Here is a 22,779-nt window from a genome sequence, read left to right as displayed (position 1 = left end):
CGTCCGCTGCGTTTCGATTCGCTTGACGATAACCCGGTCGTAGAGGGGACGAATCTGCATTTCCATCTCCTGAGCGATTAAAGGATCACCAATAAGGGAATCCGGCTGCGGGTGCCGCGGCGCGCAGAGCGCTGCGGTGCAGCCGTGCCAGTGTCTGGCGGAAAGCGAAATAGAGGCGGCCATCGCGCCCTTCAAGGGGGCGTGAAAATAGCTATCTGTAACAAATTGTTTCAGCGTGACAGCAGGACGCGATGGACGGCGCCGAGGCGATAAACCGTGCGGCCGCGCCCGCCAGGCCGGCGAGGCGCCGGTGGTACCGGACACGGTGGCTGGCGTCCGCCGTCGGCGTCCAAGGTGTCGTCCGGCTCATTGAGCGTGCCCCACAGGCCGCCCTTGACGGGGCGGAAGAGCCAGCGCACATAACCCCTGGACGCGGCAAGCTGCATCAGCGCCTCGCGATCGATCTCGTCATCGAGAAGCGGCCGGTCGCGGGCTCCGTCTTCTCCGTAGTCGCCAAACGCCTGCCGGCAGGCGAATGCCTCGGCGGCGCTCGCGCCGATCACGTTGCAGCCGCGCCGCTCGACGCGCTCGACATCCCACGCGCCGGATTGCCAGGCAGCATCCAGCAGCATGGTGTCCACGGTCTCGAAGCTGTGCCACGGTGCATCGAGCTGGACGGCCGATCCCGGGACCGGTCGTGGCGGGATCTTGATGCCGGGCAGGACAAGCGGCGTCGCGCGCCGGAATCCGTGCCAGTGGAGTATTGCGATGAGCGGCGTATTCACCTGCGCCGCCGCCGTGACGGTGACGGCAAAGAGCGGCAGGCGCACGGTGTCGATCTGCTCCTGAAGCCTGTCGAAAAGGTCCATGAAGCCTCCCGGTTGACATGTTGCAGGGCCTCTTGAAATTTCCGTTCCTTGCGCTATTTTATGCATCGCTCAGGCAGTCGCGATACGCGCTGCGTGTTTCGATTTGTTTGTCGGCGGGGCTTCCCACGGGCAGGCGGACTGGAGCGCGTGGTTCAGTTCGTCTTCGTGTGCGGCCCCGGTTTCTGGGAGCCAGTCATGAGCGATCTTTTCTTCAGCACCGATCTGCTGGGCGAATTCGACCGCCTGCAACGGCAGATGGCCAGCGTCTTTGCGGGCTTGCCCGCAAGCCTGCGCGCCACGCGCAGCGAAACCTTTCCACCCGTCAACATCGGCAGCACCGACGACAGCGTCGAGATCGTCGCGTTCGCGCCAGGACTCGATCCGGCAGCAATCGACGTCTCGATCGACAAGGGGGTGCTGACGATCAGTGGCGAGCGCAAGCCGCCGCAACCTGAAGCGGACGACGAGACGCGCGTCTACGCCAGGGAACGCTTCATGGGGGCATTCCGGCGCGTGATCGAGCTACCGCAGCACGCGGACCCCGACAAGGTCAGTGCGCGCTATGTGAACGGCTGCCTGACGGTGAGCGTCGGACGTTCCGAGGCGTCGAAGCCACGCGCCATCGCCGTCCAGTGAGCCCGGCGCAAATGGAGTACGTGAAAGCACGGAGGACATCATGAACGACAGCACTGAACTGGCCGCCCGTGAGTCGCGCACTGACGTTGCCTCGCGCGAGGGTGCGCAACCTGCGAAGCAGCTGACCCGGATCTCACCTGCGGTTGACATCTTCGAGGACAGCCGCGGCATCACGCTATATGCCGACCTGCCGGGCGTGCCGCGCGAAAAGCTCGACGTGCGCGTGCAGGACGGTAGTCTGAACATCGAGGCCGAGGCAGTGATTCCGGTTCCATCAGGACTGCGCCTGCAGCATGGCGAGGTGCTTCAACCGGACTTCAGACGCGCCTTCACGCTTAGCCCCGATTTCGACGCCTCGCGCATCGACGCACAGTTGCGCGATGGCGTCCTGAAGCTCACCGTTCCTCGTCGTGAGGAGGCAAAGCCGCGACGCATTGAGGTGAGCGTTGGCTAGGCGTACGCACAGGGGCAAGTCCGGTCATGCGACGTGGACCGCACGGCCCGCGCCGCGTGACCTGTCACGCGGAGGTATTTATGGACAACGTACGCAGCGAATGCTGGAAGGGCTTCGTGATCGAGACCAGCGCGTTTCCGGTTCGGCACTGTGCGCTGCCTCATGCCGGCCTCGATACGTACGTGGCCGTCGTGCGCATCCGGCACGCGGAGCAGACGGTCGCGGACTGGCATCTGCCGCGCTACGCCCAGCACTGGGCAAGCGTGGACGAGGCGCATCGGAAGACGGTCGAGTACGCGATACGCGCCATCAACGCGGGCTGTCTGAACGACACGGGTTCGCCGGCGCGATTGCTCGCGTGACAGCGCCGCGTTGCATGGTGGCACAGCCCCTGTCCGGCTTGCACTACGTTTCGTTTTTCTGCGGGGGGCCGCTGCTTTCGGGCCCCTGCTTTACGGGAGAAGAAAATGCTCAGTCCACACGAATTTGCGACCCTGATGCTGGTTCGTCAGGCGCCGGACCAGCTCGACATGGACCGCGCCGAGCTCGACGCGCTGCTCGAACGCCAGCTGGTCATGCTGGAACATTGCGCCGAGGGCGCACGCCGCGCATACCTGACCGGGAAGGGCCGAACGTTCCTCGACGCGCTCCACCCGGGGGGCGCAACACGTCGATGCCGGAAGGCCGCCGGCAACGGCGGTGGGGAGAGGCCGGAGCCGTCCCCCGTGCCGGGCAGCCAACCGACGGATATCGTGGTGCCGGGACATGCAGGCTGAATGGTTGTGCGATCGCAACGCCTGGGTTGTCATCTCCGCGCTCGCGTGTGGGCGCGAGGTTGCCGTGAAACTCTCCGGTAACCGCGCTGCGATACAGGTCGTCGCGGCAGCGTGCAATCGATGGCGACCCGAGCGTGCAGGTCGGGGAATGACAGGTGCTGTACTTAGCAGACCGGACGCGAATTCCGCGTGTCCGGAGCTGTTTCGGAAATGATGCTCAGCCGGAGGTGTGATATGCAAACGGACAAAGTCATCGAGTATCACGGCTGCGAGGTCCGGCCGGTGGTCACCGCCACCGGGAGTGGCCGTTACACAGCTGCGGCCGTCGTTACCGACCGGGCGGGCGAAATACGCACGCTCGGTGTCGATGGAGATTTTGCCAACGTCCAGGAGGCACGCGATGAAGCGCTGGAGCTTGCCGTCGCATGGATCCAGCAGCGCTCGGTTGTTTCGGACCGGTATGTCCGACGGAGCTAGCCTCCAGGCAGCAACTGCCGTGCGGACGCAGGGTGAACAAGGCGGACTTGGGGGTCGGTCCGGGTCCGGCCGGCTCGCTGTGCGTCCGGCAGCATTTGGGAACAAACCACCTCAAGGAACAGGGAATGACAGACATGGCAGTCATCCAGTCCGACGAAGAAGCGCTTTATGAACGCGTCCGGTTCATGCTTTTTAGCGCGGATCTGCCGGTGCAGCGTCTCGAAGCAGACATCGACGATATCGGACGATTCACCGCGCCCGATACGCGCTCACTGCATCTGCGCCTGGTCGAGGCCATGCCGCCGCTTACGCCCGCTGCGGAAGCGATCGTGCGCGCCATGATCCGCGCATACGGCATGGAGCTGTTCGGGCGCGGCAGCGCGAATTCCGGGCTGCGTGCCCTGATCAAGGCTGGACCAGTCAAGTTTGGACAGACCGCCTTGATGCTGGGGCCTGACGCGCCCGTGCCGGTGCGCGCCCGTCCGCTGGTCGAGGAGTTCAACCGAATTTTCGAGCGCTACCCTGAAAGCGGTTTCCCGCAGGCGCGATACTTTCTTTCGGCTATTGGGCTGCCAGTCGGCCGCGCCATGAATTCGCGAGTGCGTCGCGCGCTCCAGCGCAACTAGCACAGATGCCGTACTGACAAATATCCGGCTCGGGAACTTCGCTTCATGTCGTAGCGGTCGGTTTTCGCGAGCCATCGGTCGCATCGAGCGAACCCGCTTCAGACTGAAATGCTGCTGTATCGGTTCATCATTCGACGGCGTTAAGTAGCGTCGGCAGATACCTTTGCGCGCCGGATCCAGACACTGCGCGACCTGCCGACTGCAGAGAGCTCCGCGAGCTTGGAGAACTCGATATGACGGGTAGTCAGTCCGATAGGGAGGAAGCAATCAATGGGGAATGAGTTTCTCCTTGGCGAGTTACGAGCGTTGGCATGACGGGTGCGCCAGGCGCCGCGAGAAGCCCTTTGCGTCGAGTGCCATTCTGCGACAATATCGGCGAACTCTCGTCTTCGCCGATCGTGAAATGGAACTCAGACAGCTACGCTATTTTCTCAGCGTCGTCGAGCATGGCAGCATGGGCAAGGCCGCGCTGGAACTCGGCGTTGTCACTTCCGCGCTGAGCCAGCAGATCAGCCGTCTGGAAGGCGAACTGTCTACGCGCCTGCTGCAGCGGACCTCCAGCGGTGTCGTGCCCACCGACGCCGGTCTCGCGTTCTGGCGCCAGGCGCAGCTCGCACTGCGCCATATCGACGATGCTGCGCTCGCCGCCCGCGCCGCCCGGCTCTCGGGCCACGTGAGCGTGGGCATGGCGCCCAGCACCGCCAGCGTACTCGGCGTCGCCTTCATGCAGGCCATGCGCACGCGCTATCCCGATGTGCGCCTGCGCATCGTCGAAAGCCTCTCCGGCTATCTCGCCTCCATGTTGAGCGCGCGCCAGATCGATCTGGCCGTGCTGTTCCGCCCGGAACCCGCGCAGCGCTGGAGCGTGGTATCGCTGCTCGACGAGCGGCTCTTCGTGATTGGCGCTCCCGAACTGGCAGGCATGCCAACCGGCGTATCCGTGAAGCTCGGGAAACTGGGCGAGCTGCCGCTTGTGCTGCCCAGCGGCGTACATGGTTTGCGCTCGCTGCTTTCCGCTTCGTTCCGGCGCGCCCGTTATGAGCCGAACATCGTGGCCGAGGTGGACGGCCTCGCTTTGCTGATGGACTTCGTGCGCGCGGGCAGCGCTGCGACCATCCAGCCCGGCGCCGCGCTCGCGCGGCCGGAGAACGGTGTGCTGGCCAGCGTGCCGGTGGCCGAAAGCTACGCAACGCGGCCCAACATGATCGCGAGCGTCTCCGACGACGAGCTTTCGCCTGCGGGGCTCGCCGCTCGTGTGGTGCTCGCCGACGTGGCCCGCGAGCTCGTGCGCGAAGGCCGCTGGCCAGGGGCGCGCCTGCGCCAGGCGGAGGTCTTCACAAAAACTGAAGGCCCGTTGACGCCCCCCTGATGGCGGAGGCCGAGCGCGACCGTTAGAGTGCGTCCGAAAGGAGGCAAACACGATGGTCGATGTACTCGTGATCGGAGGAGGCAACGCCGCACTCTGTGCGGCGTTGATGGCGCGCGAAGCGGGCGCTTCGGTGATGATGCTGGAGTCGGCGCCACGCGAATGGCGCGGCGGCAATTCCCAGCACACGCGCAATTTGCGCTGCATGCACGACGCGCCGCAGGACGTCCTGGTTGACGCCTATCCGGAAGAAGAATTCTGGCAGGACCTGCTGAAAGTAACCGGCGGGATTACGAATGAACACCTCGCGCGGCTCGCCATCCGCGCGTCGTCTACATGCCGCCCCTGGATGCAAAAGCACGGCGTGCGCTTTCAGCCGCCGCTTTCCGGCGCGCTGCACGTGGCGCGCACGAACGCCTTCTTCATGGGCGGCGGCAAGGCGCTCGTCAACGCGTATTACCGCAGCGCGGAAGCGCTGGGCGTAGAGATTCGCTACGACACACCCGTCGACGCTCTGGAACTGGAAGGCAGCCGTTTCGTCGCGGCGAAGAGCGGCAACCAGCGCTTTGAGGCGCGCGCCTGCGTGCTGGCGGCGGGCGGCTTCGAATCGAACCGCGAATGGCTGCGCGAGGCGTGGGGGCAGAACGACCGGGGCGAGTGGCCAGCCGACAATTTCCTGATCCGTGGCACGCGCTTCAACAGGGGCGTGCTGATCCGGCACATGATGGACGCCGGCGCAGACATGATCGGCGATCCGTCGCAATCGCACTGTGTCGCCATCGACGCCCGCGCGCCGCTCTATGACGGCGGTATATGCACACGCATCGACTGCGTCTCGCTGGGCGTTGTCGTCAATCGCGACGCCGAGCGCTTCTACGACGAAGGCGAAGACTTCTGGCCCAAGCGCTATGCCATCTGGGGCCGGCTCGTGGCGCAGCAGCCGGGGCAGATCGGCTACTCGATCATCGACGCGAAGGCCATCGGCCGCTTCATGCCGCCCGTCTTTCCGGGCGAGAAGGCCGACACGCTGCCCGAACTCGCACGCAGGCTGAATCTGCGGGAAGCCCGCTTCATGGAAACGCTCACGCAATACAACGAGGCGTGCCGCGTGGGCACGTTCGACCACACCGCGCTCGACGACTGCCATACCGAAGGCCTCGCACCCGCCAAGACGCATTGGGCGCGCCCCATCGACACGCCGCCGTTCTACGGCTACGCCTTGCGGCCGGGCATCACATTCACGTATCTCGGCCTCAAGACCAACGACCGCGCCCAGGTGCACTTTGGCGGCGAGGCGAGCGAGAACCTCTTCGTGGCGGGCGAGATGATGGCGGGCAACGTGCTCGGCAAGGGTTATACCGCGGGCGTTGGCATGTCGATCGGCACAGCGTTCGGGCGCATTGCCGGCACGCAGGCCGCACGCGCCGCACTTCAGACGACGGAGACTCACCATGCAGCGCACTGACGCTCTTGCGACCGAACACACGCGCACAGCGCCGGCCGATATAAAGAAAACGCTTCAGGGGACCCAGGGCAGCGGCTCACGCGTGATTCCCATCGTGCCGCTGACCGAAAGCGAAGGCGAAGTGGCGCGGCAGATGCAGATCTGCAACGCCTGCCGCTACTGCGAAGGCTTTTGCGCCGTATTCCCGGCGATGACGCGCCGCCTCGAGTTCGGCAAGGCCGACGTCAACTATCTCGCCAACCTCTGCCACAACTGCGGTGCGTGCTATCACGCGTGCCAGTACGCTCCGCCGCACGAGTTCGCCGTGAACGTGCCGCAGGCAATGGCGAAGGTGCGCCTCGAAACCTACACGGAATACGCGTGGCCCGTCGCGCTGGGCTCGTTGTACAAGCGCAATGGCTTGACGCTCGCCGTTGCGCTGGCGGCTGCTCTCGCGCTCTTTTTGCTGCTCGGCACGGCGATGCACGGCGGCCTTGGCAGCGACGTCGCGCCCGCGAACTTCTACGCGATCTTCCCGCACAATCTGCTCGCGGCGCTGTTCGGCGCGGTGTTTCTGTTCGCCGTCGTGGCGCTCGGCATTGGCGTGACGCGCTTCTGGCGCGACGTCTCCCCGGCCACGGCGAGCGCGAGTCCGCCTGCCATGGCGGAAGCGGCAAAGAACGCGTTGACGCTCAAATATCTGGACGGCGGCCACGGCGACGGCTGCAACGAGTCGAGCGACGCCTTCACGCTCGCGCGGCGGCGCTTTCACCACTTCACCTTTTACGGGTTTATGCTCTGCTTTTCGGCCACGGTGGTGGCGACGCTCTATCACTACCTGTTCGGCCTCGAAGCTCCGTACGCATTCCTCAGCGTGCCGGTGCTGCTGGGCACGGCGGGCGGTATCGGGCTGATCGTCGGGCCGGCGGGGCTACTGTGGCTAAACCTGAAGCGACATCCCGAACAGGGCGATGCGCGCCAGCGGCCGATGGACCGCGGCTTCATCGCGCTGCTGTTGCTTACGAGCGCCTCGGGGCTCGCGCTGCTGGCGTTTCGCGCCACGGCGTGCATGCCGTGGCTGCTGGCGGTGCACTTGGGGATCGTGATGGCGTTGTTTGCGACGCTGCCGTATGGCAAGTTCGCGCACGGCGTTTTCCGAGCGGTGGCGTTGCTGAAATCATCCGTTGAAAAGCGGCAGCCCAATGCGCTGGGCCTGGGTTCTGACTAGGCGAGTGACGCACCACAGCAACATCGCGCCGCTCGCCGGCATACCAACTAGAGGAGACACAATCATGACCCCCACAGACCTGAGCGCCGGCGCGCCAGGCGGCTCGAGCCGCTCCAAGGCCGCAACCGTCCTGCGCGTGACGAGCGGCAACTTCCTCGAACAGTTCGACTTCTTTCTGTTCGGCTTTTACGCCACGTCGATCTCGAAGATATTTTTTCCGACGTCGAGCGAGTTCGCCTCGCTCATGCTCACGTTCGCCGTGTTCGGCGCGGGCTTCCTGATGCGTCCGCTCGGCGCGATCTTTCTCGGCGCGTATATCGACAAAGTAGGGCGGCGCACCGGCCTCATCGTCACGCTGTCGATCATGGCGAGCGGCACGATCCTGATCGCCTGCGTGCCGGGTTACGCGACCATCGGTTTGCTCGCGCCCGCGCTCGTGCTGATCGGGCGGCTGCTGCAAGGCTTTTCGGCGGGCGCGGAGCTGGGCGGCGTGTCGGTCTATCTCGCGGAAATGGCCACGCCCGGCGCCAAGGGCTTCTATACGAGCTGGCAGTCGGCCAGCCAGCAGGTGGCCATCGTGATCGCGGCGGCGCTCGGCTATGCGCTCAATCACTGGATGAGCGCGCAGCAGATCGGCGCGTGGGGCTGGCGCATTCCGTTCTTCATCGGCTGCGCGATCGTGCCGTTCCTGTTCATGCTGCGCCGCTCGCTGCAGGAAACCGAAGAGTTCAAGGCGCGCCGGCATCATCCGGGCGTGGGCGAAATCTACGCGATGCTGCTCGGCAACTGGCGCATCGTGATTAGCGGCATGCTGCTCACGGCGATGACGACGACCACGTTCTATCTCATCACCGTGTACACGCCGACGTTCGGCAAGTCTGTGCTCAAGCTCTCCACGGAAGACAGCCTGATGGTGACGCTGCTCGTGGGTGTGTCGAACTTCATCTGGCTGCCCATTGGCGGCGCGTTGTCGGACCGCATTGGCCGCAAGCCGATTCTGCTCGCCATTTCGATACTCGCAATTTTCACGGCGTATCCGGCGTTGTCGTGGCTCGCCGCCGCGCCGAGTTTTGGCCGCATGCTGAGCGTGCTGCTGTGGTTCTCATTCTTCTTCGGTATGTACAACGGCGCGATGGTCGCCGCGCTCACCGAAGTTATGCCCGCGGAAGTGCGCGTGGCGGGTTTCTCGCTGGCGTTCAGTCTCGCGACCGCGCTCTTTGGGGGCTTTACGCCCGCCGTGTCGACGTTCCTCATTCAGGTCCTGCACGATAAGGCCGCGCCCGGCTACTGGCTCAGTTTCGCGGCGCTGTGCGGGCTGGGCGCGACGCTTGGGCTCTATCGGCGCAGGGCAGGGCAGAACGCTTCGGCGGCTCCTCTGGGATAAATAAGCGCGCTTCGTTCGTCCTTGCCAAGCTGGCTGGCGTGGCAAGGACGCCGCGCGTTATTCTCGATACGAAGGATCGATCCGATCCAGCTTGCGCAGCAGCGCGGGCCATTCCATCACGCCGTACGGGCGGCGCGTCTGAGGCTGATAATTCATGTAGGTTTCCTCCAGCACCTCATCTGCTCGATCCCAAAGGTGTCGCGATGCTGATCGACGAACGCCTGCAGGACTTGAAACGGCGGTATAGCTCCGCCTGGGCGAAAAACGCATCGATGAAACGGTGCTTTGTTGAGGGAGCGGTATAGAGGGGCCCGCCGCTCAAACCGGGTGTTTGAGCCAGCGCTAGCCCCTTTTTTCTTGCCAGCCGGTCACCGATGCGTAGGTGGTTCCGGAGGACTGCGCCCAAGGTGCGCCGCAGACTAGCGAGTGGCGTCGCCGGGAATAATCCGTCGTAATTTCGATAACATTGCACGCCCCGACATCTGGCTCCGGACCAGTCGTAGCGAGTGACGGTGTCCGGAAAAGGGATACTTCGTAGCTCACGAAAGGGAGCTTTTCGTCGCGCGCCGTCGCGAGCATCGACGGCGTGATCTTTCGCACTTCTAGCTTGCTTTGCGTAATCTGACCGCGCAGCAGGATGGCAGCCTCGCCAAACTTGCCACGATCGATGACTCGTGCGATGCGCCTTGAGATAATCGAGCCGCCGCACGATGCGGATGCGCTCGGTAGAATGTTCGTCATGTCGCGCTAATGATCGAAGTTTTGCTAGTTTTTGTTTGTATTCCTATATATTTTGCATCGACGCGGTGCCAGTTCTAAAGCTTCGGGCATATCAGTCCTGTAGCGCCACCGCATGGAACCCACCGTGCGGCACGACCTCATCGAACGCGCCGGTCATGAATGGCGTTTGACCTTGCCGGTCACGTCGCGCCAGACACCTGGCACCAGTTACGCGCAGCTCGTCGTGTCTGTCAAAATAGCGGTATCCGTTCGCCAGCTACTGCGCACCCCAATACGCCTTCGCGGCCGCATGTTGCCCCCAACGTCCGGTCAGTAGTGTCGAAAACGGCAACCGGAAATCAACATCCTGGCGATCGCAGGGAAAACGTTACAGCAGGCACGACATGGCACACAGGCGATGCGAACAATGCGGCAACCAGACGCCGCCCTGGGACACCATCCACTGCGGTTATGGCGATGGCCACTATGAGTTACTCTGCACTTCGTGCTTCAATGCCAGGATTGCTGCGTCCGCCGGATTCACCGATTTCGAGAACGTCCGGCTCGACCCCATCCAGCTGATTGACTGTGAGGGGGACACCCACCAGTTCCATTTCCAGCTCCGGCTCCTGGGCGCCCGGATTGCGCTGGATGGCTTCGAGCTTCGAGGGGAGCTTCCCGCCGGTTACCGGTTCCAGCTGATCGGCGAAGCTGACGACGATGTATTCGTGCTGCTCGGGCGCCTCGTCGAGAAGATTCGTCGCGCGCTGTCGGTCAGGCACGTCGATTTTCGTGAACGCCGGATCATTGACAGCACGGTGCGCGGGCGTATCGAATGGGACGAATCCCAGCCAGACCACCTGCCACTCGTGGTCGTCGACGGCAAGGAGGTCTCATGGGACGATCTTGGGCGAATGCTCATGAGCATGGAAGGATGGCAGTTCCGGCTCGAGATCGCTGATCCGAGCGATGAGCTTTGAGTCGCGGTGCCGACGCGGAAAACGGGCGGCCATCCCCGGCCCCGAGCCGGTTTGCGAACCGGCGCCTCGAACGGTTATAACCCAGGCGGAGGAGAGCCATGGTCGCAGTCAGGCACGACGATCTTTCCATGGCGTTCGACTTTGTCAGCTGCGCGGCGCCGATGGAACATAGCGCATATCTCTCGCTCGATACGGGAGAAGTCTACTGGACTTCCGATTCCAGCGAGGCGTTCGATGATGAGGAGTTACCTGACGACCTCGAAACCTCTGACCGCTACCTTGCGATACCGCACAAGAACGAGCTTGATCTCGGAAGCCGTCTCGCCTTGCGCTTTGTCGCACGGACGTTGCCTGCATGTTACGACCAGGTCGAAGGATAATCAAATGGGAGAGCCTTGATTCCCGTTTGAGATTTATCTAAAATGGGAGTCATGGAATTCCCATCTGGGAGGAGCGCAACATGTCCCTGAATCAACCGTCCGGCCGTCATTCGGCCGCGCGTCCGGGTGCCGCACATGCCGGCAAGGCCCTGGCCGGCTCTGGCAGACCCGGTGCCCACGCTGACGATATCGAAACGTTCCTCGTCAGGCTCGACCCGCTCGAGCAACGCCGGCAGATCCGGGAAGGCATGGAAGCGGCGATCATCGAGCGCGTGGCGAAGGACCTGCTGCACGTGCCGGTGCAGACGCTGCTCGCGAGTCTCAATCTGCCGAGTTCGACGATCCTGCGCAAGATGGCGCGCGCAGAGCGCCTGTCGCCAGCCGAGTCGGATCGTGTTGCGCGCGTGCTCTATGTGCGCCAACTTGCTGTCGAGGTGTTTGAGGACCCGGCGCTGGCCGCCGAGTGGATGCAGCGATCGAATGCGGAACTGGGTGGACTCAGCCCGCTCGAGGTGCTCGACTCGCAACCGGGCTACGACCGCGTGCGTGAGATCCTGCTGCGCGTCATTCACGGCGTGTCTGCATGAGGCTTTACCGCCTGGCGAAAGAGCGGCGCGGGTATTACCGTGCCGATGACCTGAGCGGCAATGGTGCGGCGATCGCCGGCGGCCGCTGGAACCCGCGTGGCATGCGGGTGCTTTACACCTGTTGCCACGCTTCGACGGCGCTGCTTGAGGCGCTGGTGCACATGGCGGGCTTGCTGCCGGCCGGTGGCTATTTCCTCGTGACGCTGGAGGTGCCGGACGCTGTCTACGATGCCGCTCTTGTCCCGGATCTCCCAGAGGGTTGGGCGGACCTGACGAGCGATCCCGCAGCCACAAGGGCGCTTGGCCGGCAATGGCTTGAAGCGGGCGAGCAACTGGCGATGCGGGTCCCGTCGGTCGTTTGTCCTACCGACTTCAATCTGCTGCTGAACCCGATGCATCCGGAAATGGCAAGCGTAAAGGTGATCAACACGGAACGCTTTATGCTGGATCCGCGGCTGTTTGGCCAGCCGACGCGATGAGGCCGATGTCGATTGCAGGCGGATGAACTATGCCCCGCGATCAAATATCAGGGTTCGCGATGTGCGTGCCGGCGGCCAAGGTGCTCTCCAGACATCATCCAACCTAAAAAGCACGATCGTTCGAAAATTCGATAATCTTAATTATGTTAAGTAATGTAGGCCGGAGTGGGCTGCGTGCGGCGTTTCGTGGCGCGACTGCCCTAGTTGTCGCTGCTGCAGCGTCTATCGCGATCGTGGCCCCGACGACCGACGTGCCGATTTTGCGTGTGACGGCACCTGATGGGCAGGAAAGCGTACTCATCGGATTGCTCCACGGGCCTGTTGACGGCCTACGCGAGCCTTCGCCGGCGTTTTGAGGGTGCCCGACATTTCGTTGTCGAGCATACTGGTGATTCGCGGTTGCCGCCGGAAGTTGGGAGCAAATGGTGGACAGAGCTCACGGAAGGCGAAGTCGCCACTTACCTTCATCGTGCGAAATGCGCGGGTTTGTCGGAGGAAGCTGCGCGCAAACGACTTGACGACGCGACACCGCACGAGGCCAACGCGCTCGCCTACACCATCTGTCCTCTGCTCAGGTTCGCGCTTTCGCGCGATACCTAGCTGCTCAACATCGCGACACGCTATGGTCTTCATCCCGAAGTCTTAGAGGGCGACAACTGGGTAGAACTGAGCGTCGAAAGATATCGCCGCAAGCAAATCTAAGCGGATTCCGGTGGGCACTCCCGCACGATCCGAAGACTGTACTGGAGCAGATCTGCGATGCATTGAACGCCGGCGACTACGAAGCTATGCGCAAGGTAACGCTTGAGTCGCTCGGTTCCGCAGGCGCGGCAGCGGAATTTGATCAGCACATGGTCGTCGAGCGCAATCGCGCGTGGCTCCAATCTCTAGAAGGCTATCTCAACGAGGGACACGCCGTGATAGACGTGGGCGCCATGCATCTTCCCGGTCCGTCCTGGCTCATCGCCCTTCTCGGGCGCAAAGGCTATGCAGTAGACATCATCGAATTTCCAAAGACGCCGGCAAACAATTTCGACTAGGATCATGCAGCCATTCAATGCGCCGGAACAAATGCAATTATGTCGATGGGCGCACATTTTGGAGCAATAGTGCAGCACAGCAGCAGTTGCCTTCAAACTCGCGCCCGAAAATGTTGAAATCGGGAAATCAGCCGGGTAGCAGATAACTCAGCAGTGTGGAACTCCATGGCGGACGGATCGGCCGGTCGTATACTGGCCTCTCAAAGATCAAAGGGCGTCGTCCGCAAATTACCGTCGCGAACAAATCACCGCAGGTTTCGCAGAAAAATCAAAGCAATCCCAATAGGAAATCAGATGGCAATTTATGTAGTTGACGTTAACGTTCTCGAAAGCGGCCTTATTGGTTCGACCATCGACACGGACCCACACGCCAAATTCGTTATAGCTGATGCAGCCATCGTAGAGATGTGCAAAAACCAGCATTGGCTGACAACGATGAAGCTAGCGCTGCGCGCATTCGACGGACATCAAAGCCGAGTACTCGCAGCACCGAGCGTAGGCGAGTTACTTTCTACCGAAGCCCGCTTAGCTTTGCCCTTGACCCCCGATCAGGTAATTTCTCAGCCCTATACTGATTTCGTGCGGAAACTAATTACCGATCTCGCCTCTTCTAGGGCTGACAACGATATCGACTTGCAAAAGCACATTGAAAACGCGCGTGCAAGGCTGAACACCGCAGATCTCGACGCCGAACTTGCCAAGAGTCGAACCTCAAGATACGTTGAAATCTTAAAAAATCGACTGCCGGAAAAGATTCTGAAAACTATTCGGAGTCGTCGAGTTGAGATGACAGATCTTCTTGCACTTGCACACATGATGACGCACTTTATCGCGCCCAAAAGTCTGCAAACTGACTATCGGCTCTCAAGCGATGACGCAACGGAGCTGTCGGATTCCGCAAGTTCGAATTTCAGATTTGATTATCTGATGGTCCGTCATGCTCTGCTCGCATTACGGGACGGAGGTGATATCTCGACGATGAAGCCGACAACTGAGTTGAACCATCAGTTCGATCAGCATTATGTTCTCATTGCGTCCCATTTTGGACGCATCCTCTCGAACGATAGACGCGTGAACGAGGCTTATGGCGACCTCCGGAGCATGCTGGCAACGGATCTGCAAGCATCAGCCGACCTCATGCAGGCGTGGTTCGTGTCAGAGGGAATTGCCCCGGAGTAAAGCTACTCTCCGGCACACAAGTTCATCGTGATATCGACGCGCCAGCCCACTGCTACAGTCGCGCGTCGATGCTCCTCGCGTTACTTCGTCGACCTGCAAACTCGCGCTCGGTACGAATTCCTGTTCACTCGCTTGCCGTGACCGACAACGCATCACCAGTTTCCAAGTTCTGATGCCCGGACTTTTTCTTCTTTTTGTCAAAATCCGGCCAAATCACATGCGTTGCATCTGCAGGCGCTGCGTGAACTAACAATTCGTTAGCACTCACCTCCTTCGGTCGCTCATCGAGACGACGCAAAAGACTCTCAAAACGATGACGCTGAAATTCCAGCGATGTATTGAGCTCCCACGATTCATTTGCCTGCAAATCGTTTAGCACGCGGCCAACGCACGTGGAAAGATAATATTGCGCGTTCTCAAGCAGTCGCAGAGCCAAGTGGTCAACCTCTCCGTAATGAACAAGGAGATTTCTTGCGCGATAGAAGCGCATCACCTGCCATTTGATTTTCTTCTGTGATTTTTGCAATGTACTCCGCAACTCGACGGGTGAGGAGCACTCATGCCAAGTACGATGGAGTCTAAAATTCAACAGCGGACTTTGTCCAAACAAATCGAACGCCGCCATAATCTCGGGGTTTTTGAATTTCCCAGTGACGCATTTCAAAATATCGAATTTATGAATGCTTCTCCCATCCGATCTAGGGAAAAGACTCAAATCATACTTGAGCCCGGCGTGCCCCCGCAGTTGATGCGCACTGAAGGCAAGGTAGGTCACAATCTTGTCGACTCTACGCCAAGCAACGATCGGCGCCACGACGTTTGCTACGCGATCGCCAATCCCCTCTGAGCCCAGACCACTGGCTAAAGTCTCCAGTGCAGTCCAGAGATGGAAAACCGCCGATCTGGCATCGTTCGCAGAAACAGCCAACGAGTGAGATTCCAACAAGTTCGCCAGACGCCCGCGGAGCCTTGTCTTTAGCATCAGGTAGCGGTCACGTGAAAGCTCTTCTGCTTTTCTTCTAGGCTCCAAGCCAAAATGCCGGCTCGGCGTAACCTCGACGACCTCATATTGACCTTCTTCTTCAACCAACACTTTCGCCGACGCGCCAACTGCGACGCTATTTGCATAGAGAGCGTGCAGTTGTATCAGCTTGGATATCTCGGAAAGCGCCTGACTCGCGGCCTTGAGACGCGATGCCGCAGACACCACCAATCGGACTGTGATTCCTTCCTTACGAATGCCGATCCATTCCTTCACGACATCGCTCAGTTCGAAAGCACTTGCGCCAACCTCCTGAAACTCCAGGCCGGCGAACAAAGAGGATGCAACCGATCGTTCGGCTGAAATAGCAATAAAACACGAGTAAGTCCGCGTTTTACTTTTTACATCGTCGCACAGTTGTTCGAAAACGTCATCTGGCGAGCGGGTGCAAAAATCATCGTTTATCTTAGCTATAGATTCTTCACCGGCTCCACTATGCTGAACGTGGGTCGCCAACCCACCCATTACCTTCGATAGATCTTCCTTTTTGTTACCGTTGAACGCTAGTGCCCGCCCAGAATTCAGCAAATTTTCTAAATATGAATTATTTAGTTGCTGGAATATCTTTACCTGCTCAATGAGCCTTGCCAATTCAGCGATATTGTTTAACCGAAACTTCGCGATATTTCCAAGAACCGCTTCCGCAACCCCTGGAATCGTTCCTATCGTCAACGGACCCGCGAGGTGACTTTCGATCTCTTCACAAATCAGGTGGACGTGGCCAATCCACTTCGGCTCCTGCTGGGCGTAGCCGCAAATCCTGACAAGTTCTTCCAGCAACATTGGAAGATCAAGTGCCCGCGCCCGGAACGTGTCTGGACTATTCGATGATAGGAGCTCATGCCAGAGCTGAGCGATGAATATTGACTGCCCTTCGTGTTGGGGCGCTTTCAGGAGATCAGGACTGGGCAACCACATTTGTCAGTGGCTTCTTTTCTGGAGCAGAAATGGGATAGGAGCCGCTCCGCTTGCGCAGATTGGCCCCTATAATAGACGGTTGCTCAAAAGAGCATGGTTCATAATCTACGTTGTTTCGATCGGACTGTCAAGCACTCTGACACTATTCAATCGAGAGGCTCGGCCTCCGCTTTCGCCACGGCGCAAGCCGCGGTACACGCAGCAGCCGATCCTGACTGCTATCTTCCGCCGGCTCAGACGGCCGCTACCCGACGCGTACATCTTCCCGCAGGTTGCCATGTCCGCACTGATCACGCCGAAGTCGAAGGCAAGGCAAGGCAAGGCAAGGCAAGCCTAGCCGATTTCCGCCTGATCTCCCAGAAGCGCGTCGATTTCGCGGTCTACACCGCCGGGCTCGAACTGCTTGCGGTCGTCGAACTCGATGACAGAACCCACAACCGCGCGGGACGCAAAGCGCGATGCATTTCTGGAAACTGCGGGTATTCGCACCGTGCGTTTCCAGTCGCGGAGCAAGCCAGACGAGCGCGCGAGATTCGCGTCGCACTATTTTCGCCAAGGTGACGCGATGCCTGCAGCCTGGTCTGTGCAGGCAGCAGGGCGGCGGCGACGGTACGCATCCGAGGTATGTACACACGCGGATTTACATTGCGCGCTGGCTGCGCTATAGTACATCCATAGTACACACATTGGGGGGCCGCAATGCACACTACCCGCGTATTCAGGAACGGCAACAGCCAGGCCGTCCGCATTCCCGCCGATCTGGCCTACGAGCGCAGTGACGTCGAACTCGAAATTGAGCGCGTCGGGGACGAAATCCGTATTCGCCCTGCGCGCCGTCCGCTCAGCGGCGTGTTGAAGAAGTTTGCGAAATTCGGGCCGGATTTCATGGCTGAAGGTCGCGGCGAGCAGGATCAGGCCGAGCGCGAGGGTCTGTGATGCCGCGCTTCATGCTCGATACCAACATGTGCATCTACCTGATGAAAAACCAGCCTGAGCAGGTCGCGCAGCGCTTCGCCCAATGCTATGTCGGGGATGTGGTCATGTCCGCTGTGACCTACGCCGAGCTCGAATACGGCGTGAGCGTGTGCGCGAACAAGGCACGCGAGCGCCGCAACCTCGCGGCCCTGATCGACGACATTCCCGTTGCGTCGTTCGACGTGGCCGCCGCGCAGGCATACGGTCCGGTGCGTGAGGCGACGCGCGAGCGCAAGAAAGACGCCCTCGACAAGCTCATCGCCGCGCATGCGATTTCCCTGGACGTCGTGCTCGTCACAAACAACGAGCGCGACTTCGCGGCGTATCCCGGCATCAAGCTCGAAAACTGGCTGAACGACTAGGACGAACGATGTCTCCTCAAGAAGCCCTCCCGATCATCCGCACCCTCGCTGACGGCATCGATCCGCTTACGGGCGAGGTCCTGTCCGGGCAGAGTCAATTCAACCAGCCGGACGTCATCCGCGCGCTGTTTTCGGCCGCGCAGGCACTCGGAGAACTGACTGGCGAGCCGGCGCCACGCGAGAAGAGGGCGGAGAAAGCAGGCACATCCTGGCCCCCAGAAGAGGATCACAGACTGCTCGAGAGTTTCGACGCCGGGGCCGACGTCAAAGAGCTGGCCGCCGCACACGGTCGCACCACCGGGGCGATCAAGTCGCGTCTGGTCAAGCATGGGCGTATTGAACGATAAAGCGAGGCCAGGCCGCGAGTGGAAGAAGAGCAGGCTCTGGTCGTCTTGCGCGTTCGTCACGTGGCAGGCTCGCATGGCGCGGAACGTAGGTAGGAACATGGCAAGTGATGGACAAAGCGCGAATACCTGATCCAATTTGTTACGGCGATTCCGACGTCGAGCCGTTCGATACGTATTTCGAACGCTGGCCTGCCGAATACAGACATGTGCCATCTAGCGTCGTTGAGACCTGGATCTACCGTCATTGGCGGGATTTTCAATGGTGGCTTCCGCTTCGGCCGCTCGAGTGGGCATACGAACTAAAGCAGATGAGCTCCAGTGAAATCCTGACGATCGGGCACGTGGGCAGCTGGCCGGAAACACTGCGATTCTGGGGCGACGAGCTGTTTGAGGGGAAAGATAGGCGCGCGACATGGCTGGGTCGTACCATGTTGGCCACCGGGACGACTCCGGCACCGATGATCGTCGCCCGCGACGCGGGGCGGTACGGCCACCCGAGGGAGGCGAATCTGCCGTTTCTAGAGCCATATCAGCTTATCGAAGGCCATATGAGACTTGCCTACTTGCAAGGCATGATCCGCCATGGAAATTCGCAACTGCGGTCGCATCATGAAGTGATTGTTGTGACGTTGCCGACAGACATATAGATCGCTGACCGATAGGGAAACAGACGTTCATGCAACCTACCCTTAAACGGATCTGGTGGTCGTTGGTCGCGTTTCGCGTGGTGGGTGGTGCGATCGTAGCCTTCATGTATCTCAAGCTGGAGCTGGTTTTTTGGAATCTGTCGCCTGGACTTCGCGCATTTTTTGGTGGTTGGTCCAGGCCCTCGATTCCGCCCACGCCCCGTGTCGGAGCGATGATCTCTTAGTCGCGGGGCGTCGCCAAACAACCGCAAACTCCGGTAGGGTCGACTCATCGTGGTACTTCGGCGGGTCATTTGATTAGGATTGCGTATAAAACTTCGCTAATTGTTTTTATGTTAAATATGCGAGCCGTTCGCAGATTGTCCCCGACCGTTCGCTTAGCCGGAACGGTTTCGTAACGAAACCGATGGCGATTCGCCAAACACCCGTTTGTACTCCATTGCGAACCGGCCCAGGTGGGCGAACCCCCATTTGAACGCGACGTCTGTAACGGACACCGGTCCAGCCGCTGCGCCACGCAGTTCATCGTGCACACGCTCAAGACGCAGCTGACGCACCCAGGCCATCGGGCTCACGCCGTGGCAATTGCGGAAGCCGGAAAACAGCGTGCTTGCACTTACGCCTGCGAATTCGGCGAGCCGCTCAATGGTCAGGGGTTCATGCAGATGTGCGCGGACATATTCCTCGACCCGCTTCACGTAGAACGGCGCAAGCGGTCCACGCGAGTGCCGCGCGCCGCTGCGCGCCGTATTGGGCTGACCATAGACGAGCGCGTTGAGCAAGGTCGACTCGAACTGCTCGTAGGCCAGTGGATGACGCAGCGGGTGCCCCGGATCGCTCAAAGCATTCCCCAGCACCGAAAGCAGTGGCAACAGGCACATGCCCGATGGTGAAGCTAGTTCGAATGCAGGCTCGAACTCCACCGCTGCGCGCTCTTCAGTGCCGAAATGGCGCGCGCAGTGGCGCTCGATCGCTTCGCGCTCGATGCGCAGCACGACCTGCGGACAATGAATCCAGCGCATCCGCAAAGGCAGCGTCGGCGACACGAGCGACGCAACGGCCGGCGACGAATCGAAACGGCGATCCCCACATTCGATTTCAGCACCGCCGCTCACGGGAATCTGCAACAGGAAGAAGCTGTCGAGACGTTCGGGATCGATCGTCACGTCGCCGTCATAGTGGAGCAGATTGAGCGACAGGCTACCGTGCCGGGCGTGGTACATGCGGCTCGGCAACTGGTGTGAAGCGCCCGGCAGCGCGAGCTTGTGAGGCTTGAACACTGAGCCGACGCACTCGCGCACCTCGTTCAGGTCGCCCGATTCGAGCAACAGGGTGTCGCTGTTGAAGCAGGCCGCGCCGACCAGCATATTCGCAGCGGGAAGATGCTCCATAGAAGCGCTCCAAGAACGTTCGCGCGCACCTGATCCGTGCGCGATTTTCCCGACTCCACGAACCGTCTGACGGAAGCGGATAGTCGCGTGGGACATCCGGATAGTTTCCTCGCTCCCGAAGCCTCAAGCAAGCCGCGCGACGCTAGAGGCGCAGGAACTGGCCCTCTGCCGGCCGCTGCGTACTGTAGGCCTGCCCTGCTGCGGCAGCCATCCTCAATTACCCTCGCACGCTTGGGCAGGGGTTTTCCCTCGTTCCGCACGTTTCTGGATTCCGCGGATACCCATCGGATGAAACGGATAGAGCCCATTGTTTTGTCGCAGAACACTGGGGGCATTCGAGACACAACCCTGATGGAGAGCCCGCAATGAAAGGAAGATACATCGATATTCCCGCACCGGAAGGCGGCGCGTTCCGGGCCTACCTGGCAACTCCTGCCAGTGGCACGGGGCCGGGAATTGTGCTGTGTCAGGAGATCTTCGGCGTCAACGCGACCATGCGCGACGTGGCCGACTACTACGCCGAGGAAGGCTACACCGTGCTGGTGCCCGACCTGTTCTGGCGCGTCGAACCGGGCATCGAACTCGGTTACACGGAGGCCGGCTTTGCGCGTGCGTTCGAACTCTATCAGCAATACGACGAAAACCAGGGTGTCGAAGATATCGGTGCGACACTCGCCGTACTCCGGACATTGCCCGAATGCCGCGGCGAGGCCGGTGTGCTCGGATTCTGCCTGGGCGGCAAACTGGCCTGGCTCGCGGCCTGCCGTCTTCCCGTGGCTTGCGCGGTCAGCTACTACGGCGTGGGTATTGAAAAGGCGCTGGACGAAGCGGCGAACATCAAGGGGCGCGTCGTCCTGAATATCGCGGCCCTCGATCGCTTCTGCCCGGCCGACGCGCAGCAGCAGATCACGGCCGCGCTGGGCCACAAAGAAAATGTCGAAGTGTATGTCTATCCGGGCGTCGACCACGCGTTCGCCCGTAAGGGGGGCGACCACTTTGACAAGCCCTCGGCCATGATGGCGCACGAGCGCGCGGTAGCCGCCTTTCGCAAGACGATCGGGCCGCAATACGATCTTTCCGCCCTGTGGGAGGCACACCTCGCCCACGAGTTCGCGACGCGCGACGTCGATGCCACCATGGCGACGATGGTGGCCGAGCCCTACGTCAACCATATTCCGACGCTCACGGGCGGCGTGGGCTACACCGAGTTGAAGCGCTTCTATCGCCACCACTTCGTGCACGCGAATCCGCCCGATACGACGATCATCCCGGTTTCGCGCACCATCGGCGCAACGCAGATCGTCGACGAAACGCTGTTCTGCTTCACGCATACCACCGAGATCGACTGGATGCTGCCCGGCATTGCGCCGACGGGCAAGCGCGTCGAGATTCCGCTGCTTGCCGTGGTGAAATTCCGCGGCGACAAGCTCTACCACGAGCACATCTACTGGGACCAGGCCAGCGTGCTGGTGCAGATCGGCTTGCTCGACCCGACGGGACTGCCCACAACAGGCGCTGATACCGCCCGCAAACTGCTCGACGAAACGCTCCCATCGAACACGCTGATGAAGCGCTGGCAGGACAGCGTCCCCGCCAACGACGCGAACTGACCGAATCATCCTCTCATGAATATGGAGCAAGCCATCATGACCTCACTCGCAGGCAAAACCGCCATCTTGACGGGTGGCGCCACGCTGATCGGCGCGGCTGTCGCCCGGGATCTCGCTGCCGCCGGCGCCAGCGTGGTCGTGCTCGATATCGACGTTCAGCACGGCAGACGCGTAGCCGAGACACTCGGCGCCAACGGTCTCTTCATCGAAACCGACATCACCAGCGATAGCGCGCTGGAGCAAGCGGTTGCGACAACCGCGCGGCAGTTCGGCGGCATCGACATCCTCGTCAATCTGGCATGCAGCTATGTGGACAACGGCATCCAGGCAGGCCGAAACGACTGGCTCGCCGCGATGAACGTAAACGTGATCTCGGCGGTCATGCTGGTCAAGGCCGTGCATCCGTATATGGTCAAGCGCGGCGGCGGATCGATCGTCAACTTCAGCTCGATCTCGGCCGAGTGCGCTCAAACGGGGCGCTGGCTCTACCCGACCTCGAAAGCCGCGCTCAAGGCACTCACGCGCAACATGGCGATGGACCTGTCCCAGGACCGGATCCGCGTGAATTCGGTTTCGCCCGGCTGGACCTGGTCGCGTGTGATGGACGAACTCACGCATGGCGATCGCGCAAAGACCGACCGCGTGGCCGCGCCCTTTCATCTGCTTGGACGCGTCGGTAACCCCGAGGAAATCGCGCATGTCGTCACCTTCCTGTGCAGCGATGCAGCCAGCTTCGTGACCGGGGCCGATTACGCCGTCGATGGCGGATATTCGGCGATGGGCCCCGAACAGGCCGTGCCGGCCATTCCGAGACTGGCTGAGTAACACCCGTCACTTCGCAAACACTCTTCTCTGTTCTATC

Annotated in this window: 26 protein-coding genes, 3 pseudogenes and 1 other annotated feature; of the genes and pseudogenes, 23 read left to right on the top strand and 6 right to left on the bottom strand. The window is 61.1% G+C overall.

All coding sequences use genetic code 11. From position 1 onward, the window contains the following. Positions 1-183 (bottom strand): annotated as a pseudogene (locus AB4Y42_RS37440) (hypothetical protein); the annotation flags it as partial. 47 nt (positions 184-230) lie between these two features. Continuing rightward, on the bottom strand, positions 231-869 hold the full coding sequence (locus AB4Y42_RS37435; RefSeq protein ID WP_368697018.1) for a diguanylate cyclase: 639 nt from the start codon (positions 867-869) through the stop codon (positions 231-233). A gap of 195 nt (positions 870-1,064) precedes the next feature. Here AB4Y42_RS37435 and AB4Y42_RS37430 point away from each other — a divergent pair, with 195 nt between their 5' ends. The 10 genes from AB4Y42_RS37430 to AB4Y42_RS37385 all read left to right on the top strand — a co-directional run bounded on the left by AB4Y42_RS37430 (position 1,065) and on the right by AB4Y42_RS37385 (position 9,260). After that, a complete protein-coding gene (locus AB4Y42_RS37430) occupies positions 1,065-1,505 on the top strand; it encodes an Hsp20/alpha crystallin family protein (protein ID WP_368697017.1) in 441 nt (146 codons plus the stop codon). 40 nt (positions 1,506-1,545) lie between these two features. Further along, complete coding sequence (locus AB4Y42_RS37425; RefSeq protein ID WP_368697016.1) at positions 1,546-1,959, top strand: Hsp20/alpha crystallin family protein; 414 nt, start codon at positions 1,546-1,548, stop codon at positions 1,957-1,959. An 80-nt stretch (positions 1,960-2,039) separates the two neighbouring features. After that, positions 2,040-2,321, top strand: coding sequence for a DUF6566 family protein (locus tag AB4Y42_RS37420; RefSeq protein WP_368697015.1), 282 nt, complete (start codon positions 2,040-2,042; stop codon positions 2,319-2,321). 105 nt (positions 2,322-2,426) lie between these two features. Further along, on the top strand, positions 2,427-2,735 hold the full coding sequence (locus AB4Y42_RS37415) for a hypothetical protein (RefSeq protein ID WP_368697014.1): 309 nt from the start codon (positions 2,427-2,429) through the stop codon (positions 2,733-2,735). Positions 2,736-2,969: 234 nt separating this feature from the next. Continuing rightward, a complete protein-coding gene (locus tag AB4Y42_RS37410; RefSeq protein ID WP_368697013.1) occupies positions 2,970-3,212 on the top strand; it encodes a hypothetical protein in 243 nt (80 codons plus the stop codon). 32 nt (positions 3,213-3,244) lie between these two features. Then, positions 3,245-3,838 carry a hypothetical protein gene (locus tag AB4Y42_RS37405; protein ID WP_368697012.1) on the top strand — a complete coding sequence of 198 codons (594 nt, stop codon included), beginning with the start codon at positions 3,245-3,247 and terminating at the stop codon, positions 3,836-3,838. A 403-nt stretch (positions 3,839-4,241) separates the two neighbouring features. Beyond that, entirely contained in the window at positions 4,242-5,207 is a 966-nt protein-coding gene (locus AB4Y42_RS37400; RefSeq protein WP_368697011.1) for a LysR family transcriptional regulator, read from the top strand. A gap of 52 nt (positions 5,208-5,259) precedes the next feature. Beyond that, complete coding sequence (tcuA, locus tag AB4Y42_RS37395) at positions 5,260-6,669, top strand: FAD-dependent tricarballylate dehydrogenase TcuA (protein WP_368697010.1); 1,410 nt, start codon at positions 5,260-5,262, stop codon at positions 6,667-6,669. Beyond that, positions 6,656-7,876 carry a tricarballylate utilization 4Fe-4S protein TcuB gene (gene tcuB, locus AB4Y42_RS37390; RefSeq protein ID WP_368697009.1) on the top strand — a complete coding sequence of 407 codons (1,221 nt, stop codon included), beginning with the start codon at positions 6,656-6,658 and terminating at the stop codon, positions 7,874-7,876. Before tcuA ends, tcuB begins: the two co-directional genes overlap by 14 nt. Positions 7,877-7,940: 64 nt before the next feature. Further along, positions 7,941-9,260 (top strand): MFS transporter, encoded by a 1,320-nt coding sequence (locus AB4Y42_RS37385; RefSeq protein ID WP_368697008.1) that lies wholly within the window; start codon positions 7,941-7,943, stop codon positions 9,258-9,260. Between the two features lie 57 nt (positions 9,261-9,317). Here AB4Y42_RS37385 and AB4Y42_RS37380 read toward each other — a convergent pair. Then, positions 9,318-9,437: pseudogene (locus AB4Y42_RS37380) on the bottom strand (class II aldolase/adducin family protein); the annotation flags it as partial. After that, positions 9,400-9,529, bottom strand: a sequence feature (AL1L pseudoknot). (Overlaps the previous pseudogene by 38 nt.) A 268-nt stretch (positions 9,530-9,797) precedes the next feature. Further along, positions 9,798-10,002 (bottom strand): annotated as a pseudogene (locus AB4Y42_RS37375) (GntR family transcriptional regulator); the annotation flags it as partial. A gap of 382 nt (positions 10,003-10,384) precedes the next feature. On the opposite strand from AB4Y42_RS37375, the gene AB4Y42_RS37370 reads away from it, so the two are divergent. The 6 genes from AB4Y42_RS37370 (at position 10,385) to AB4Y42_RS37345 (ending at position 14,625) form a co-directional block, all read left to right on the top strand. After that, entirely contained in the window at positions 10,385-10,960 is a 576-nt protein-coding gene (locus AB4Y42_RS37370; protein WP_368697007.1) for a hypothetical protein, read from the top strand. Between the two features lie 98 nt (positions 10,961-11,058). Next, the gene (locus AB4Y42_RS37365; protein ID WP_368697006.1) at positions 11,059-11,340 is read left to right on the top strand and encodes a hypothetical protein; all 282 of its coding nucleotides are present in this window, start codon (positions 11,059-11,061) and stop codon (positions 11,338-11,340) included. A gap of 80 nt (positions 11,341-11,420) precedes the next feature. Then, entirely contained in the window at positions 11,421-11,927 is a 507-nt protein-coding gene (locus AB4Y42_RS37360) for an antitoxin Xre/MbcA/ParS toxin-binding domain-containing protein (protein ID WP_368697005.1), read from the top strand. Then, a complete protein-coding gene (locus tag AB4Y42_RS37355; protein ID WP_368697004.1) occupies positions 11,924-12,406 on the top strand; it encodes an RES family NAD+ phosphorylase in 483 nt (160 codons plus the stop codon). Before AB4Y42_RS37360 ends, AB4Y42_RS37355 begins: the two co-directional genes overlap by 4 nt. A gap of 560 nt (positions 12,407-12,966) precedes the next feature. Then, positions 12,967-13,446 carry a TraB/GumN family protein gene (locus AB4Y42_RS37350; RefSeq protein WP_368697021.1) on the top strand — a complete coding sequence of 160 codons (480 nt, stop codon included), beginning with the start codon at positions 12,967-12,969 and terminating at the stop codon, positions 13,444-13,446. A 294-nt stretch (positions 13,447-13,740) separates the two neighbouring features. Next, positions 13,741-14,625, top strand: coding sequence for a hypothetical protein (locus AB4Y42_RS37345; protein ID WP_368697003.1), 885 nt, complete (start codon positions 13,741-13,743; stop codon positions 14,623-14,625). A gap of 124 nt (positions 14,626-14,749) precedes the next feature. Here the strand turns inward: AB4Y42_RS37345 and AB4Y42_RS37340 are convergent, their stop codons facing one another. Next, positions 14,750-16,450, bottom strand: a complete 1,701-nt coding sequence (locus AB4Y42_RS37340; RefSeq protein WP_368697002.1) for a hypothetical protein — start codon at positions 16,448-16,450, stop codon at positions 14,750-14,752. Between the two features lie 228 nt (positions 16,451-16,678). Between AB4Y42_RS37340 and AB4Y42_RS37335 the strand changes: the two genes are divergently transcribed. From AB4Y42_RS37335 to AB4Y42_RS37315, 5 genes are all read left to right on the top strand, one after another. Continuing rightward, positions 16,679-17,146 carry a DUF2726 domain-containing protein gene (locus AB4Y42_RS37335; RefSeq protein WP_368697001.1) on the top strand — a complete coding sequence of 156 codons (468 nt, stop codon included), beginning with the start codon at positions 16,679-16,681 and terminating at the stop codon, positions 17,144-17,146. A 138-nt stretch (positions 17,147-17,284) separates the two neighbouring features. Continuing rightward, a complete protein-coding gene (vapB, locus tag AB4Y42_RS37330; protein ID WP_368697000.1) occupies positions 17,285-17,521 on the top strand; it encodes a type II toxin-antitoxin system VapB family antitoxin in 237 nt (78 codons plus the stop codon). Further along, positions 17,521-17,922 carry a type II toxin-antitoxin system VapC family toxin gene (locus AB4Y42_RS37325; RefSeq protein ID WP_368696999.1) on the top strand — a complete coding sequence of 134 codons (402 nt, stop codon included), beginning with the start codon at positions 17,521-17,523 and terminating at the stop codon, positions 17,920-17,922. Before vapB ends, AB4Y42_RS37325 begins: the two co-directional genes overlap by 1 nt. A gap of 8 nt (positions 17,923-17,930) precedes the next feature. Continuing rightward, complete coding sequence (locus tag AB4Y42_RS37320) at positions 17,931-18,269, top strand: hypothetical protein (RefSeq protein WP_368696998.1); 339 nt, start codon at positions 17,931-17,933, stop codon at positions 18,267-18,269. A 104-nt stretch (positions 18,270-18,373) separates the two neighbouring features. Further along, positions 18,374-18,916, top strand: coding sequence for a hypothetical protein (locus AB4Y42_RS37315; protein ID WP_368696997.1), 543 nt, complete (start codon positions 18,374-18,376; stop codon positions 18,914-18,916). A gap of 377 nt (positions 18,917-19,293) precedes the next feature. Here AB4Y42_RS37315 and AB4Y42_RS37310 read toward each other — a convergent pair whose 3' ends face one another. Next, the gene (locus AB4Y42_RS37310) at positions 19,294-20,307 is read right to left on the bottom strand and encodes an AraC family transcriptional regulator (protein WP_368696996.1); all 1,014 of its coding nucleotides are present in this window, start codon (positions 20,305-20,307) and stop codon (positions 19,294-19,296) included. A 365-nt stretch (positions 20,308-20,672) separates the two neighbouring features. Here AB4Y42_RS37310 and AB4Y42_RS37305 point away from each other — a divergent pair, with 365 nt between their 5' ends. Both AB4Y42_RS37305 and AB4Y42_RS37300 read left to right on the top strand, forming a co-directional pair. Further along, positions 20,673-21,917, top strand: a complete 1,245-nt coding sequence (locus AB4Y42_RS37305; RefSeq protein WP_368696995.1) for a dienelactone hydrolase family protein — start codon at positions 20,673-20,675, stop codon at positions 21,915-21,917. 36 nt (positions 21,918-21,953) lie between these two features. Continuing rightward, entirely contained in the window at positions 21,954-22,742 is a 789-nt protein-coding gene (locus tag AB4Y42_RS37300; RefSeq protein ID WP_368696994.1) for an SDR family oxidoreductase, read from the top strand. Positions 22,743-22,779 lie beyond the last annotated feature (37 nt).

It is taken from the genome of Paraburkholderia sp. EG286B (assembly GCF_040965655.1).
Classification (GTDB): Bacteria; Pseudomonadota; Gammaproteobacteria; order Burkholderiales; family Burkholderiaceae; genus Paraburkholderia.
Note: the sequence above shows the minus strand (reverse complement) of the source record. Positions and strands in the feature narration are given on the sequence as shown.